The organism is Streptomyces sp. AHU1, from assembly GCF_045343905.1.
Taxonomy (GTDB): domain Bacteria; phylum Actinomycetota; class Actinomycetes; order Streptomycetales; family Streptomycetaceae; genus Streptomyces; species Streptomyces triticiradicis.
The window spans coordinates 200,616-213,847 of the sequence record NZ_CP174283.1; the positions used below are offsets into that span (position 1 = coordinate 200,616).

10 protein-coding genes are annotated in these 13,232 nt (G+C 73.9%); all 10 read right to left on the bottom strand.

The features are described from left to right. Window positions 1-19 precede the first annotated feature (19 nt). From ACICHK_RS01005 to ACICHK_RS01050, 10 genes are read right to left on the bottom strand one after another with little or no spacing between them, the layout of a single operon-like run. Window positions 20-2,167, bottom strand: coding sequence for a hypothetical protein (locus ACICHK_RS01005; protein ID WP_406835051.1), 2,148 nt, complete (start codon window positions 2,165-2,167; stop codon window positions 20-22). Next, a complete protein-coding gene (locus ACICHK_RS01010; RefSeq protein ID WP_406835052.1) occupies window positions 2,164-5,886 on the bottom strand; it encodes a putative baseplate assembly protein in 3,723 nt (1,240 codons plus the stop codon). Before ACICHK_RS01010 ends, ACICHK_RS01005 begins: the two co-directional genes overlap by 4 nt. Beyond that, a complete protein-coding gene (locus tag ACICHK_RS01015) occupies window positions 5,883-9,143 on the bottom strand; it encodes a putative baseplate assembly protein (protein WP_406835053.1) in 3,261 nt (1,086 codons plus the stop codon). Before ACICHK_RS01015 ends, ACICHK_RS01010 begins: the two co-directional genes overlap by 4 nt. Then, entirely contained in the window at window positions 9,140-9,526 is a 387-nt protein-coding gene (locus tag ACICHK_RS01020; RefSeq protein WP_225860336.1) for a GPW/gp25 family protein, read from the bottom strand. Before ACICHK_RS01020 ends, ACICHK_RS01015 begins: the two co-directional genes overlap by 4 nt. Then, window positions 9,523-9,855: a hypothetical protein gene (locus tag ACICHK_RS01025; protein ID WP_151467581.1), complete on the bottom strand. Its 333-nt coding sequence runs from the start codon at window positions 9,853-9,855 to the stop codon at window positions 9,523-9,525. Before ACICHK_RS01025 ends, ACICHK_RS01020 begins: the two co-directional genes overlap by 4 nt. A 12-nt stretch (window positions 9,856-9,867) precedes the next feature. Further along, window positions 9,868-10,383, bottom strand: coding sequence for a phage baseplate assembly protein V (locus ACICHK_RS01030; protein WP_151467583.1), 516 nt, complete (start codon window positions 10,381-10,383; stop codon window positions 9,868-9,870). Between the two features lie 53 nt (window positions 10,384-10,436). Beyond that, complete coding sequence (locus ACICHK_RS01035; protein ID WP_406835054.1) at window positions 10,437-11,573, bottom strand: hypothetical protein; 1,137 nt, start codon at window positions 11,571-11,573, stop codon at window positions 10,437-10,439. Continuing rightward, complete coding sequence (locus tag ACICHK_RS01040; protein WP_406835055.1) at window positions 11,566-11,949, bottom strand: LysM peptidoglycan-binding domain-containing protein; 384 nt, start codon at window positions 11,947-11,949, stop codon at window positions 11,566-11,568. The genes ACICHK_RS01035 and ACICHK_RS01040 overlap by 8 nt, the downstream gene beginning before the upstream one ends. Next, entirely contained in the window at window positions 11,949-12,599 is a 651-nt protein-coding gene (locus ACICHK_RS01045) for a hypothetical protein (protein ID WP_406835056.1), read from the bottom strand. The genes ACICHK_RS01040 and ACICHK_RS01045 overlap by 1 nt, the downstream gene beginning before the upstream one ends. 33 nt (window positions 12,600-12,632) lie before the next feature. Further along, a complete protein-coding gene (locus ACICHK_RS01050; RefSeq protein WP_406835057.1) occupies window positions 12,633-13,202 on the bottom strand; it encodes a HEAT repeat domain-containing protein in 570 nt (189 codons plus the stop codon). Window positions 13,203-13,232 lie beyond the last annotated feature (30 nt).

Consider the following 13,232-nt stretch of genomic DNA (forward strand, 5'->3'; position numbering starts at 1 on the left):
GGGCGGTGGGGCGGGGTGGTCAGGTGACGTGGATGATCCCGGCGTCGGTGCCCGCCGGGACGTACTCGTCGAGCCGGGCGCGCAGGGCGTCCTCCCGCTGGGGCTGGAACAGGTCGTGGAACGCGCCGAGTTCGGAGCCGTCCTCGGCGCCCCGGGTGATCTCCGGCGCGCAGTGCTCGGCCGGCCGGGCGTAGTCGGGGGTGCCGTAGCGCTCGCTCGTGAACAGCGGCCGCACCCGGTGTGCCTCGGCGTCCTGGAGGCCGGGCAGGTCCGCGGGGTCCGCGGCGCCGTCCTCCCGTACGGCCGCCCGGGCGTCGTCCGGCTGGCAGCGGTGGCGGCGCGGGGTGCGTGAGCCGGGCGGGACGTAGCAGTACCGCAGACAGCCGATGCCGCGGCGGGCGACGTGCATCCGCCCGGTGAAGACGCTGTCCTGGGCGATCTGCACGGCGTGCGTGTGGACCTCGCCGATGACGGTGGTGCGGTGGGCGTGCAGGACGGCGTGCGCGTGCCGGCACTCGGGCGCGGACAGGGCCTCCCGCCGGTGGCCGGTGGCGTCCAGGACGCTGTCGGTGAGGTGCAGGTGCACGGGGTCGGTGCCGGTCTCGTTCCCGGAGACGAGGATCGTGCCGAGGATGCTGCGTTCGATCTGCACACAGGCGGTGGTGCGGTCCAGGACGAGGCTGGGCTCCTCCGGCGAGTGCGGCTCGCAGCGGGGTTCCAGGGACCAGCCGGGCACCAGGGTGCAGTGCCGGATCACCACCGTGCCGACGGATCCGGTGACGTTGACGCCGCGGCCGGTGATCAGCAGTCCGTCGAGGACCATGCGCGGCGGCGGTCCGTCGCCCGGGTTGCCGCGGATGTTGAGCGCGTCGGGGCGGTTGCTGTACCAGTCGAGGAGGCGGACGACCGGCCGGGTGCCCTCGGCGGCGCGCAGTTCGAGGCGGTCGCCGGGCCGCAGGTCGAAGTCGAGCTGTTCCTGGTAGGTGCCGCTGTGGGTGATCTCGATGACGGCTTCGGCGCCACCGTCCGCGCGCCACTGCTCATAGGCGTCGTTGATCCGTTCGTGGGGCCGGCCGGGGCCGACCCGGTAGACGGCCGCGCCGCGCGGTGCGGGCCGTTCGCGCAAGTATTCCCCGCCTCCGGTGTCGTCGGCGAAGGCGTAGTGGTAGGTGACCCAGACGCCTCGGCGCGGGGCCGACCGGGCGCCGAACGCGATCCTGCCGAGGACCGGGTCCACGGCGACCTGGCCGCGGCGGGGCCGGTAGGTCCAGCCGGAGAGGTCCGCCACGACGAGGTCGGCGGGCGGGACCGGGTCCTCGTGCCCGTCGCGCCAGATGGTGAAGGACTTCCCGGGCCCGTAGTGGTCGGTGAGCCGGTCGGCGAGCGCCCGGCGGCGCAGGTAGGCGGGCACGTGGTCGGCGGTGGCGAGGTGGGACGCCGACGGTTCCGGCTCGGGCCGGGTCACCAGCGGGGTGTCGTTGCCGAGCAGGGAGAAGGTGTACAGGTTCCTGGCGCGGTCCACGCAGTAGGCCGGCGCCCGGGTGACCGGGTACGGCTTCAGCCGCCACACGAACAGTCCGAGGCCCGCGGGCGTGTACCCGCCCCGGCGGCGCGCGGACCCGGCCCGGCGGACGTCGACGGTGTGCGCGGACGGGTCGAACGGGCCGCCGAGCAGGTCGAGGGCGGCGCCGTCGCGGACGTCGGCGAGACGGCCGCGGGCCGACCGGCGCGCGTCGGCCGCCTCCTCGCCCGCCCCGTACAGGCGCACCGGCTGGGCGGCGGACAGCAGCCTGGAGAACTCGACGGCCCGCGCGGGCCAGTCGGCGACGGACAGGGACAGTTCCTCCAGCAGGGCGAGGGTGCCCTTGCGGCGGCGGGCGGCGACGGTGTCGGCCACGTCCCGGCGCGGGACGGGCGAGGCGGCGGGCGGCCGCGCCGCGCCGTCGGGCGTCCGGTACCCGACGAGGTCGCCGAGGTAGGGCACGGCCCAGTCGGCGCACGTCTCGATGAACCAGTCGTCGTAGGTCTGCTCGATGCCGGAGCGCACCAGGTCGACCTGTTCGGCGATCACCGCGAGCAGGGCCCGCAGCGGCTCCCCGGCCTCGGCGTCGCGCAGCCGGTGCCACTGCGGCAGCAGTTCCAGCAGACCGTCCGGCTCCCTGGTCATGCGCGGACCTCCTTCAGGATCAGCGTGTCCGGCACGTCCGGGGAGAGCAGCGCGAGCTGCGCCGGGCGGACACCGCGGAAGACGAACACCGAACGGCCCCTGCGCAGCGGCCGGGTGTCGGTGATGTCGGGGTTGAGGCGCAGCAGTTCGGCGACCGTGATGCCGTGCCGGGCGGCCACGTCGGTGAGGGTCTCCCCGTCCCGCGTCACCCGGTGCACCTCCTCGGCGTAGCGGGCGAGTCGTGCTTCCACCACGGGCTGGGGTGTCGCCAACCGCCCGGCGAGCGTTTCGAGGCCGGCTGGGGTGATGTTTCCGGGCACCCCGGCGAACGCGTCCACGTCGACGTGGTCGACGCCGGGTACCGCCTGGGCGGCCGCCAGCACCTCCGACAGGTGGGCGGACTGGCCGAGTTCACGTCCGGCGTAGCCGAGCCGGGCCAGCAGCGCCCGGCGCACCCGCGGCTCCACCAGGTCCCAGCGGTGGTCGGGGGCGACCTTGACGCCGGCCACGACGACCAGCAGCACCAGTTCCCGTACGGCGACGCCGATCGCGAGACGGGGGTCGCCCTGGGCGGCGAGCGAGGCGTGCAGGGTGCGCACGACGTCGGAGTCCTCGGTGAGCGGGATGTCGTCGACGCCCGCCACCGTGACGTGGACGATCTGCCGGGTGCCGTCGGTGAGCTGCCGGGCCGAGGCGCGGCCGATCCCGGCCCGGGAGCGGGCGAAGTCCTCGTGATCGGGCACCGAGACGAGCCGGTCCAGGGCGGTCAGGGCGAGGGGGATGGTACGGCGGGCCGATCCCGGCCCGTCCGGGTCGGCGCCGCCGGTCGCGGGCAGCGGGTTGGTCACCGCGGTGACGCCGAGCGGGCGGGTGGTGAGCTGGGTGACGCGGTCGGCCGCGACATCGGCGGCCCGGCCGACGCCGACCCGGTAGCGCGCCCGGACGTTCTCCTGCCCGGTGGGCAGTCGCGCGCCCTGCGCTCCGTCGCCGAAGGTGACGGTGGTCCGGCCGTCGCCGGTGGTGCCGGTGACGTAGACCCGCTCGGTGGGACCGCGGCCCGCGAGGCTGTCCACCTCGTGCCAGAGCACCCCGTCGACCCGTACCTCCAAGGTGCTGCTCGCGCCCAGCGGGGTGTCGGCCGCGAGCCAGGTGAGCGGGGCCTGCCACAGCGCGAACGTCTGGCCCGGCCGGGAGGCGTCGCCGCTGCCGATGGGCTCGTCGCGGGTGGCGCCGTGGGTGGCGTGCACGACGTTGCCGAGGACGCGCACGGTGTCGCGCCGGTAGCTGTGGGCCAGGGCGGCGGTCAGCGTGAGCGTGGTGCGCACGGTGTCGCCGGGCAGGCCGGGGTCGACGGACTGCTCGACCCCGGCGATCATGGTCAGTTCGGTGCCCCGTACGCCCGGGGTGGCGGGGATGTCGGTGCGTTCGCCGGTGACCACGATCCAGCGGCCGAGGTCGAGTCCGTCGTACAGCTCGGCCAGTTCGATCCGGTTGCCGCCGACGTCGTCGGTGACCGGCTCGTCGGCGACGGTGAGGGCGTCGCCGCGCGCGTGGACGGTGGTGTCCCTGATGTGGGAGAGCAGGACGTCCTGCTCGTCCAGCCAGCGGTCCTCCAGGGTGAGTTCGGTGACCTTGCCGGTGATGCCGAAGTCCGCCCGGGACAGCACCCGCACGCCGGTGACCCGGGTGATGACCAGGGACAGCCCGGGGTCCCCGGGGATCTGGCCCGTGGCTCCCTTGCGGGGCCGGTGGACGGCCACCCAGCTGCCGGGGGCGATGCCCTCGTACACGGCGTCGAGCGCGATGACGTTGCGGGAGGTCTGTTCGAGCCGGGCGGAGAGGGTGATCTCGACGGCGGGGTCCGTGCCGGCGGCGGTCCTGCTCACGCTCACCTGGAGGCCGCCGTGGTCGGCGGGGGGCGGCCGGTCCCCCGCCGACAGGTGGTGGTCGAGGGTCGTGCCGTTGCTCACGGTCACGTGGACGCGGTCGTCCTCGATGCCGGCGGGCCGGGACACGAACAGGGTGCGTACGGGGAGTTCGGCCTGGAGTTCCGCCGTGACGCCGGGTTCCGGGGGGTCGGCCGCGACGCCGGGTCCCGGGTCCGGTTCCGGTTCCGTCGTCGTCAGCTTGATCCTGCCGGGGCCGAAGTCGACCGTTCCGTCGAACGGCAGCGCGTAGCTCGCCCGCACCGATCCGCCGCCCTCGGTGTAGGTGAAGTCGGCGCGGTTCGGCACGGCGCCGGTCTCGTCGTAGCCGATCTTCATGCCGATGAACTTGGAGCCGGTGAGCGGCCAGTCGTCGTAGCGGACCACCTGGTTGCCCTGGTAGACGGGTTTCAGGGGCGCGGTCGCGCCGAACGGGGTCGCGGTCACCCGCATCGCCCGCAGCTCGCGCAGTGCCGGTGGCGCCGTGGCGTCGGTCCGCCGCCAGGCGTCGAAGAGCCCGTCGCGCAGCCGGGGATCGAGTCCGGCCAGCAGCCGCGGGCCGAGGTCGGCGCCGGGTGCGAAGACCTGGGCGGGGTCGCGGGCCAGGTGGCGGGCGTTCAGCGGCGGCCGGACGGGGGCCGTGCGCAGCGCGGGCAGCAGCGCGCCGAGGGCCGCGAGTGCCGGGAAGCCCGGCTCGGGGGTGCCCTCGTCGTCGTCCCGCACCGGCTGCGGGGGCTCCAGCGCGCGGGCCTGCTCGATCAACCGGCCGAGTCCTTCCGCCAGTCGGCCGAACCAGTCGGCGACCTCCTCGTGGTCGCCCGCCAGGTCCTCGGCCTCCCGGGCGCGTGCGACCGTCCCGGTCAGCCGGTCGGCGAAGGCGGTCGGTGTCGTCGGCTCGTCCAGGTCGGCGCGGAGCGGGGTGAGCACCTGGTCGTCGAAGTCCACGACGATCCGGCTCCCGGCGGGCCAGGGACTGCCGGGGCCGCCCTCCTCGTCGGTGATCCACTCCCGGGCCTGATCGGTCAGGTCCTCCAGGGAGGGCAGGGCGGTGCCGGGCAGGCCGACGACCGTCACGTCGCCGTCGCGGTCGAGGCGCACGTCGGAGACCGTCAGCAGGGTGCGCTGTGAGCGGTCCGCGGTCTTCTCCGCGCTGAAGACCGCGAGCAGCTGGTCGCCGGCCTTGAGGTTGTTGGCGGTGCCCTCGACGGTGAGCCGGTTCCGGTCCGTCAGGCCGCTCGCCGTGATCCGGTAGGGGCGGCGGCGCAGCACCCGCAGCTCGTTCCAGGACCAGCGGGCCGTCAGGTCCTCGGCGGTCTCGAACGACTGGGCCTGCTCTCCCGGCCCGGGAACGCTCTGGCTGCGCGCGCCGCGCGCGATCGTCACCGTGGGGTCCTCGCCCGCGCGCGGATCGCGGTCGAGGGTGTAGGCGAGGTAGGTGTCGGCGGCGACTCCGGGCCGGGCCCGGTGGCCGACGAGCCGGCCGAGCAGGGCGAGGGACTGTTCCTCGGTGGCGGTGCGCAGATAGCCCTCGTTCGCGATCCGCTCGGAGTAGAACGTCAGCAGGTCGCCGAGGACCGCCCAGGCGTCGAGGAGCGCGACGGCCGGGTCGTCGGGCGTACGTGCCGTCAGGCCGCCCAGTGCCGGATAGGCGGGCCCGGACAGGCGGGCGAGCATGGCGGACAGGAAGTCGGCGTGGGTGCCGGACCGCAGGGCCGGGGCGTCGGCGCCGGACGGGCCGACCGCGCCGGTGGCGCTCTCCTCCCCTCCGCAGCCGCAGTGGCAGGTGCCGGTCATCGGCCGCCTCCGATCACGAGGGCGAACCGGCCGTTCTCCGGCCGGTCGGGGTCGTTGTCGCACTGGGCGATCTCCAGGGGGCCCAGCCGCAGCACCCCGGCCTCCAGCTCTCCGTCGTCGGCGCGGAAGAGCCTGCGCAGCCTGGTCACCCGGGCGCTGAGCACGCCGGGCACCGCGGCCGCGGCGGCCACCAGGCGGCTGACGCGCACGGGGTCGCCGAACGTCAGCGCGTCCGGGTGGAAGAGCCCGGTGCGCCCGTCGCCGAGGGCGGTGGTGCCGAACACCCGGCGCAGTTCCGTGCGCACGGGGTCGCGCGGGCGCCCGGGGGCCACGCACACCGTCAGCTCGATGTCGAGCGGGACCGTGCGGGCGGTGTGGACCACCACGTCGTGGCCGATGAGCCGGCAGCCCTCCAGGGTGTCCGCCACGACGTCCAGGAGCTGCGGGGCCGCGCCGGTTCCGCCGAGCGGGTCGACGGCGACGTGGACCTCCGTGACGCTGCCGGTCCAGCGCAGATCGGCGGCGGCGCGCTGGACTCCGGGCACGGCCGTCGCGAGCTGCGCGTAGTCGTCGGCGGTCACCGCGCGCAGTCGGGTCCGGCGCGGTGCGAGCGGGGCGGACCGGCGTACCTCGTCCAGGGTCTCGGGTGCCGTGCCTCCGACGGCGGGCAGCGGGTTGCGCACCCGGAGCACCCCGTCGGGGGGCGCGCACCGCCGCGTGCAGTGGACGAGGTGGTTGACGGACTCGGCGCCGACGTTCCCCTCGGGACCGTTGCCGGTCCGGTAGGAGACGTCGAGGTCCGCGCCGGGCGGTGGCGGTGCCCCGTGCCGGCCGTCCCCGAAACGCAGGGCGAGCCGGCCGTCGTCCTCCACCTCGCCCACGAAGTGCCTCTCGCGCCGCCCGTCAAACAGCAGGTCGCGACGGGGCGTCCACACCTCGCCGCCCGCGGTGGCGCGGACGGCCGGCAGCGCCGCGCGGGGGTCCTGCGCGGCCAGGGCGGCGGCCGGCCCGGTCAGCGCGGGGTGCGCCGGGTCGAGACGGTCGGCGTGGGCGCGGCCCCAGGCGTGGCGGACCTCCCAGACGATCCGGTCGTCGAGCACGTGACCGGACCGGGCGCGGGCGACGAGCACCGCGAGCCGGCGGAGCTTGCCCGCGAGGAGCCGGGTGTGACGGAACAGCAGCTCGCGCAGCGCGTGGGCGGGCCGCTCGGTCAGCCGCACCTCGTCGAGGACCCGGGCACCGAACAGGACGGTCAGCTCGGCGATCTCCTCGCGGGACAGGTCGTGGTGCTCCCGGGCCCGGCGCGCCAGTTCCTCCAGTCGGTCCCGCACCCGCTGCGGAACGCCGGCCAGCAGCTCCGCCTGGGCCGCGGCGATCCGCCGCGGGTCCGGGTACGGCGCGGCCTGTGTGACCGGCGCCCGCCCCAGCACGGGCCGGAAGCGGACCGGGATCCGCGGGTACGTCACCTGGGCGAGCAGCGTCCGCAGGGCCGTGGCCTGCGCGTCCGCGGTGGGTGGCGTGACCCGTTCCGCGGGCTGCGACCCGGCGGCCAGGTGCAGGTGCGTCTCGATCCCGGCGCGGGTCACCGCCTCCTCGCCGACCAGGGTGTGCAGCTCCCTGACCCGGTCGGGTGTCAGCTGGTGCCCGGCGTCGGCCAGGGCGAGCAGCCGGTGCAGGTCCTGGGCGGTGGCGCTGCCCCCGGCCCGGTCGCCGCAGCCGGAGTCCGGCGGCCCGCACGGCGGGAGGACGACCGGCTCGGGCGGTACCCGGAACCGTTCCGGGTCGCCGCCGCAGAACGTCAGGGAGCGGCCGTGGTCGGCCGGCACCACGTTGCCGCGGGCGAGGCTGACGTCGTCGACGAGCACGCAGTCGGGGCCGCCCCGCGCGGACAGGCACACCGGGAAGGACAGGGCGTCCTCCGCACCCCACGCGACCTCGACGACCGGCTGGTCGTACAGCTCGTCGACGAACGCGGTGACGGAGGTCAGGCGGACGACCTGCCGGTGCGCCGGGTCCGCGTCGGCGGGCGCGCCGGTACGCGGACCGAGGACCTCCTCGATCAGCAGTAGGTCGCCGGGGGCCAGGGCGAGCAGCCGCTGCCGCTCGTCCTGGTCGTCGTGGCCGCCGTGGCCGTGGCCGTCGTCACCGTGGCCGTGGCCGTGGTCATGGGGCCGGCGGTCGTGGTCATGAGGTTCGTGGTCGTCGGTCCACTCGTCGCGCAGGGTGGCCGAGGTCGCTCCGGCGGGCAGTGAGCACTCCTCGTCGCCCCAGTTCCAGAAGCGGATCGCGTTGTGCTGCGGCCGCAGGGTGACGTCGCGGGCGCCCAGTGGTTCGAACACCTCCAGCAGCGCGGCCCGGTCCCTGAGCGCGTCCAGGTCGTCGTCGGCGACGACCGTGCCCAGGCCGGGTCGCTCCCGGGGGTCGAGACCGTTGAGGTCGACGGCCGCGAAACGGTAGGTGCCGGCCCGTAGTTCGACCTGGCGGTCGACCTCCAGGGTGACGAACGTGCGGGCGTTGCACCCGTCGTGCATCGCGTAGTCGACCAGCCGCACGTGGCGGCGCACCGACACCCGTCGCCGAGCGGTGTCGAGGTACGCCTCCGTGGCCACCGCGTCCTGCTGGTAGGCGAGTCGGTCGGCGGTGTGGGCGAGCAGTTCGACGAGGGTGACGCCCAGGTCGGGAACGTGCCGCTCGACCTGGCCCGGCACGGTGAGGCTCATCCGGTCGAGCAGCAGACGGCGCAGGCTGTCGTAGTCGCGGGCCGTGTAGTCGATGACGGGACGGTCGGCGCCCGGGGGCGGGCACTCCGGTCGGCCGGGGGGCGCGCAGTCGAAGGGGGTGGGGCCGGACGGCGCGAAGGTGAAGTCGGCGCCGCTGTAGCGGACGTCGAAGCCGCGGTGGGGCATCGTGCCGGGCCGTCCGTGGGCGTCGCTCTCCACCACGCTCAGCCGGTACGTGGAGGTGTCGCCGGTCCGGTCGAGCACGACGTGCATCCGGTCGTCGAGCTCCGGGTCCTCCTCGGTCTCCAGGCTCACGGCGACCGCGCGGATGCCGGTGACGCGGCGGCCGCCGTCGACGCGGACGTTCTCCGGTCCGAGGCGGTGCGGTGCCTTGCCGAGGAAGGTGACGGTGAGGGTGCGTCCGTCGTCGCCCGCCTCGACACCGTCGACACCGTTGAGACGGGCCGCCCGGACGTCCGCCCTGCGCCGCTCCGTACGACAGCCGCGTGCGCTGCCGCTGCCGGTGGGTGGTGTCACGCCGCTCCCCTCCCCTCGAACTCGTCCTCGCGGCGCGTGCCGGTCCGCTGGACCGCGTAGGACAGGCGCACCCGCACCACGTCGTCCTCGCTCACCACGTCCAGCGACTCCACCGTGATCACGTCGCCCAGCCAGCGCTGGAGGGCGGCCTGCACGGACAGGTGCAGGGTGGCGGCCAGCTCCGGGCTGTTGGGCGCGAAGAGCAGGTCGAGCAGGCCGCACCCGAAGTCGGGACGCATCACCCGCTCGCCCGGACTGGTGAACAGCAGTTGCTCGATCATGTCGCGGACATGGTCGTCGTACCCGGCCTCCGCGGTGCGTCCCCTGCGGTCGATCCGCAACGGGAAGGCGAGGTCGGTGCGCCGGGCGCGGACGGGGGTCACCGGCCCACCACCCGCTGCTGCACGACGGAGACCGTCGAGTTGCCCTGCGGTGCCTGCTCCGCGCTGTGCCCCGTCCCGGTGGAGGACTCCAGCAGGACGGGAACGCCCCGCACCCGGATCCTGGTGGAGGGGCCCTGCCAGCGGATCGTCGTGCACGGCTGCGGCTTGTTGCCGACGGTGAACGGGCACCCGGTGACCGTGTAGAGGTCGGCGGTGGTGGAGGCGGACTGTCCGCCGACCATGACGCCGGACTGCGTCGGCAGGACGGTGGCGGGCGCGCCGTGCGGACAGGTGACGGTCGCGTTCGCGTGCAGCACGTTTCCGGACATGGGCTTCCCCCGTCAGGTGACGCTGAAGGCGTCGTCGTTGATGGTCACGGTGTTGCCGGACAGCGAGACCTTCGCCCCGTTGCCGTTGTCGATGTGGATGCCGGAGGCGTTGACGACGATCGAGGCGCCGTTCGGTGCCTTCAGCGTCAGCCCGGTCTCGGGGTCGTCGGAGAGGACGATGCGGCACTGGAGCCCGGTCTGCAGGACGGTGTTCCGGCGGCCGGTGAGACCCGCGTCGGCGGCCTGCGGGACCTCGGCGGAGGAGCCGTACCAACACCCTGTCCACACGGGGAAGTTGATGTCGCCCTGCTCGAACTCCAGCCACACCCCGGCACCGGACGGCGGTACGGCGTAGTGGCCCATGCCGGGTCCGGCCACCGGGAAGCTGGGCAGCGCCCAGGTCGAGGGTTCGTCGCCGAGGACGTCGGGCACCTTGGCCGTGATCCGGCCGATGCCCAGCGGGTCGGCGGTGTCCTCCACGGTGCCCCGGTACTTGCCGAGGTAGCGACGGGCTGGTTCTGCGGCCATGCGGGGCTCCTGGACGGTCGTGCGGGTCGGACGGTCGGGTCACGGGCCGGGGTTCAGGGGACGACGGCGGGGGTGAGCGGGATCAGGCCTTCGCGGGCGAGGGTGAAGTTCTGGGTGTAGGCGCCGCGCTGGAGGTTGTGGGTGACGCTCTTGACGAAGTACAGGCCGTCGTACGTGAGGCCCGCTCCGCGGACGCCGACGAGTTCGCGGGGCCGCAGCACATGGCCGTAGCGGACGACGTCGAGCTGTCCGGATCCGGTGACCGCGTCCGCCGACTCCGCGGCTTTGGCGAGGGTCTCCGCGACGACCTGGCCGGGGTCCTTCTTGGCGGTGTCGGCGATGACCTTCTTCTTCAGGGCGGGCGCGGGCTTGAGGGCCAGCGGCGGACGCAGCACGCTCACCTCGGGGACGGGCAGGACCGCGGAGACGCGGGTGGCCGGGATCTGGACGCGCGCCTCGGGTTCCTCGCGGGCCGTGCCGTCGAAGGCGAAGGTCAGCTGGTCGACGTTGGAGAGCGCGTCCATGTTGACGTTGAGCGCGTGCTGCGGGACGCCGAGCCGCACCTCGGGCCCCCAGTAGGCGCGGCTCATGCCGGGCAGGGGGCCGGGGTCGAGGTAGAAGACGTAGCCGTTCGCCTTCGCCAGGTCGGTGACGTAGGCGAGGTCGGTGCCCTTCTGGAAGTCGATGCGCCGGGTCGGCATCGGGGTCTGCGGCACCAGTTCGGGGATGACGAGCGGGGTGATCCCGTACTGCGCGTACTGGGAGATGATCGCGGCGACGCGGGCGGCCGGTCCCATCGCGGGGTAGGGCACCGCCGCCCGTTCCTCCAGGTCCATCAGGACGGTCAGGTCCTCGCCGGTGACGGTGAGGGTGGACTGGCCGGGCTGGTTGCTGACGCCGACCTCCTGGCGGATCAGCACCCCGTCCATCAGGACGGTCACGGTGCCCTGGACGGTCGCGGCGAGGACGACGCGGACCTTGGGGTCGAAGAACCCGGCGGGCAGCAGGGTGGTGTTGATGAGTCCGGCCTTCGACAGGTCGAACGCGAGCTGGAACCCGCTGCGTTGTCCCGAGGCCACGGTGACCTGGGCGGAGAGCAGGGCGTCGGTGACGGGCGCGGGGACGGGGACCGGGATCCGGGGTCCCATGAGCAGGGTGAGGTGGATGGGTCCGGTGGTGACGTCAGCCATGCGCGCCTCCGTCTCCGACGACGCCCGGGACGCCGGCGGGGAAGGCGACGCGGATCCGCCGGCCGGGCGTGCGGGTCAGGTCCCCGGGGTCGAGGACCGGGTTGGCGTCGGCGATCTGCCACCACTGGTCGGCGCTGCCCAGGTAGCGGTGGGCGAGGAGGTCGAGCCGGTCACCGGCGCTGACGGTGTGCTCGGCGATGCCGCTGAGGCCGGCCGGGTCGGGCAGCAGCCTGCGGCGCAGGTAGGGGATCTCGCGCCCGTCGGGCCCGGTGTGCACGGCGACGGGGGTGTCGTGGTAGCGGCTGGTGCGGGGGTAGGTGGTGGTGGCGGTGGGTACGGCGGCGAGGGGGTCGGCGGTACCGCCGGTGTCGGCCATCAGAACGCTCCTCCGTTGCCGAGTCCCAGGGCGGTGGTGCGCCCCGGTGCGAGCCGGCCGGCCAGTTGTTCCTTCTGCGCGAGGTGGGCCAGGTACAGCTCGGCTCCCCGGTGACCGGTCGGCAGGTCGTTGACGTTGAGCACCCGCAGGCCGATGCCGACGGTGGCCCGTAAGGGGTTCAGCTGCACGTCGAACGCCTCCTCGGTGACGGTGAGTTCGGTCAGCCGGACGGGCAGGACGCGTTTGCCGCCCCAGGTGAACAGGGTCAGCGGGCTCTCGACCGGTGTGATCTCCAGCGTGCCGAGGGCAGCGAGCGCCTGGTTCTGCCGCACCTGTGCGGTGGGGGGATGCACCAGCATCTCCAGCGCCGCCAGTTCCGGCTGGATGCCGTCGGGCGCCGCGATCTCCATCTGGTCGGTGGCGTCGATCTCCGCGGTGAACTTCCACGTCTCGACGGCGGGCCCCTTCAGCCGCAACGCCTCGGTCCGGTCCCCGGCTCCCTCCGCCCCGGCCCCCTGCGGAGCGAGCGACCGCTCCAGGGAGTCGGGGTTGAACTGGAGCACGATGACGCGCTGGGGGGTACCGCGCAGGGGGTCGATGAGCACGAGCCCGGAACGAATGGGCTTGGGAAGGTCGGCGTAGCGGGTCATCGCTCCCCGGATCCATTCATCGAGCCCCGGTCTTCATTCCTGGCCATGGCGGCGGATGCCCTCCAACAGGATTTCGGCGTTCTGCCTGACCAGCGGATCGGGATCGTCGCGTCGCATGGTCTCCACCAGTGCCACCAGGTCCGGCCACGGAAGGTATCCGGTGGCCATGACGACGGCTTGACGCATACCGACGTCGGAATGACGGGCCGCCGCCCGGAACTGTTGCAGTACCAGCTCACGCCGGTCTTCCGTCGCGTTCAGGGCAACGGCGTAGAAAGCCCTCAATTCACTGTCGCGATCAGCCGCGCCACGCAAGGTCTGCAACGCTTCCGAGAAATCCAGGATCTCGAAGTTGCCGCGGATGTCCTCGTCAACCTCTTCGAGGTTCTCACCCCTCAGCGTGAGGTAATTCAGCCCGATGGGACGGTCCTCGACATAGTGAATCTCATTCTTGCCGTCATCCGTGGACCACACGTCGACATATACGTCCGCCTCCTCGTTTCCCATCGCAGCGAGATTCCAGTCCCGATCCCAGGCGAGCAGTTCGACATCGGAACGGCTGACATGCGGCTTGAGTACGTACCGCCGCGCGAAGTTCGTCATCCATCACCCCTTTCCGGCACAGGTCACAAA

Bases quoted from the DNA above. Each gene is read 5' to 3' on its own strand.
- ACICHK_RS01005 (WP_406835051.1), bottom strand. From the start codon at position 2,167: ATGACCAGGGAGCCGGACGGTCTGCTGGAACTGCTGCCGCAGTGGCAC.
- ACICHK_RS01010 (WP_406835052.1), bottom strand. From the start codon at position 5,886: ATGACCGGCACCTGCCACTGCGGCTGCGGAGGGGAGGAGAGCGCCACC.
- ACICHK_RS01025 (WP_151467581.1), bottom strand. From the start codon at position 9,855: ATGTCCGGAAACGTGCTGCACGCGAACGCGACCGTCACCTGTCCGCAC.
- ACICHK_RS01030 (WP_151467583.1), bottom strand. From the start codon at position 10,383: ATGGCCGCAGAACCAGCCCGTCGCTACCTCGGCAAGTACCGGGGCACC.
- ACICHK_RS01035 (WP_406835054.1), bottom strand. From the start codon at position 11,573: ATGGCTGACGTCACCACCGGACCCATCCACCTCACCCTGCTCATGGGA.
- ACICHK_RS01040 (WP_406835055.1), bottom strand. From the start codon at position 11,949: ATGGCCGACACCGGCGGTACCGCCGACCCCCTCGCCGCCGTACCCACC.
- ACICHK_RS01045 (WP_406835056.1), bottom strand. From the start codon at position 12,599: ATGACCCGCTACGCCGACCTTCCCAAGCCCATTCGTTCCGGGCTCGTG.
- ACICHK_RS01050 (WP_406835057.1), bottom strand. From the start codon at position 13,202: ATGACGAACTTCGCGCGGCGGTACGTACTCAAGCCGCATGTCAGCCGT.